This window comes from Psychrobacter sp. 1Y4 (assembly GCF_051847555.1).
Genome location: NZ_JBPYDE010000548.1, coordinates 1 through 710, shown reverse-complemented (window position 1 = coordinate 710; position 710 = coordinate 1). Strand labels below are relative to the sequence as shown.

The window sequence follows — 710 nt, the reverse complement described above, 5'->3', positions numbered from 1 at the left end:
ACATGGTAACACTTACGCTTGATAATGAGCATAGTGGATCATCTAAAGACTTACGACCAGTTTTACCATTCATCATTAATTGTAGGCACCAAAATATAACCAGTAGTTGCTATGGGCTGCAATACGATTTGCGTTCTAAAGCAAAAGAACCAAGCGCTAAATGAATCAAAACGGAGTTTATATATGTTGGAAATTAGACCTAATTGTGAATGTTGTGATAAAGATTTAGTACCAGATTCTACCGAAGCAATGATTTGCACATACGAATGCACTTTTTGCGTCACATGTGTAAATGAAATATTAGAAAATGTATGCCCAAATTGTGGCGGTGGTTTTGTCCTTCGACCTATTCGACCTAAAATGGCTAGACGTGCAGGTTTAAGTATCAACCATCAGCCTCCTTCGATTGAAAGAGTACATACCAAATATAGTATAGAAGAACTTAAAGAGTTCTCAGCAAAAGTTAAATACACAAAACCCGAAGATCGATGATTAGTACATTCACATAACAAGCAATTTAAACGGAAATAGAGTAGTTGGCTCAGTTTTGCTTCGTTCAAAATGATAACACATGCCTTTTGCAGCTTAACCCGGCGTTATGTGCCTTTCAGTCAATTATAAGGTTAGTAACAAATGAAAAATGTCATTAGTGACGATAAAATCAGAGAATTCCGAGATTTAATAAATTCTAACTCAAACTTTGTATATCA

1 protein-coding gene is annotated in these 710 nt (G+C 35.4%); it reads left to right on the top strand.

The window, feature by feature from the left end; genetic code table 11:
- The first annotated feature begins 111 nt into the window (after positions 1-111).
- Positions 112-492, top strand: a complete 381-nt coding sequence (locus ACS8FC_RS17490; protein ID WP_439297722.1) for a DUF1272 domain-containing protein — start codon at positions 112-114, stop codon at positions 490-492.
- Positions 493-710: the final 218 nt, after the last annotated feature.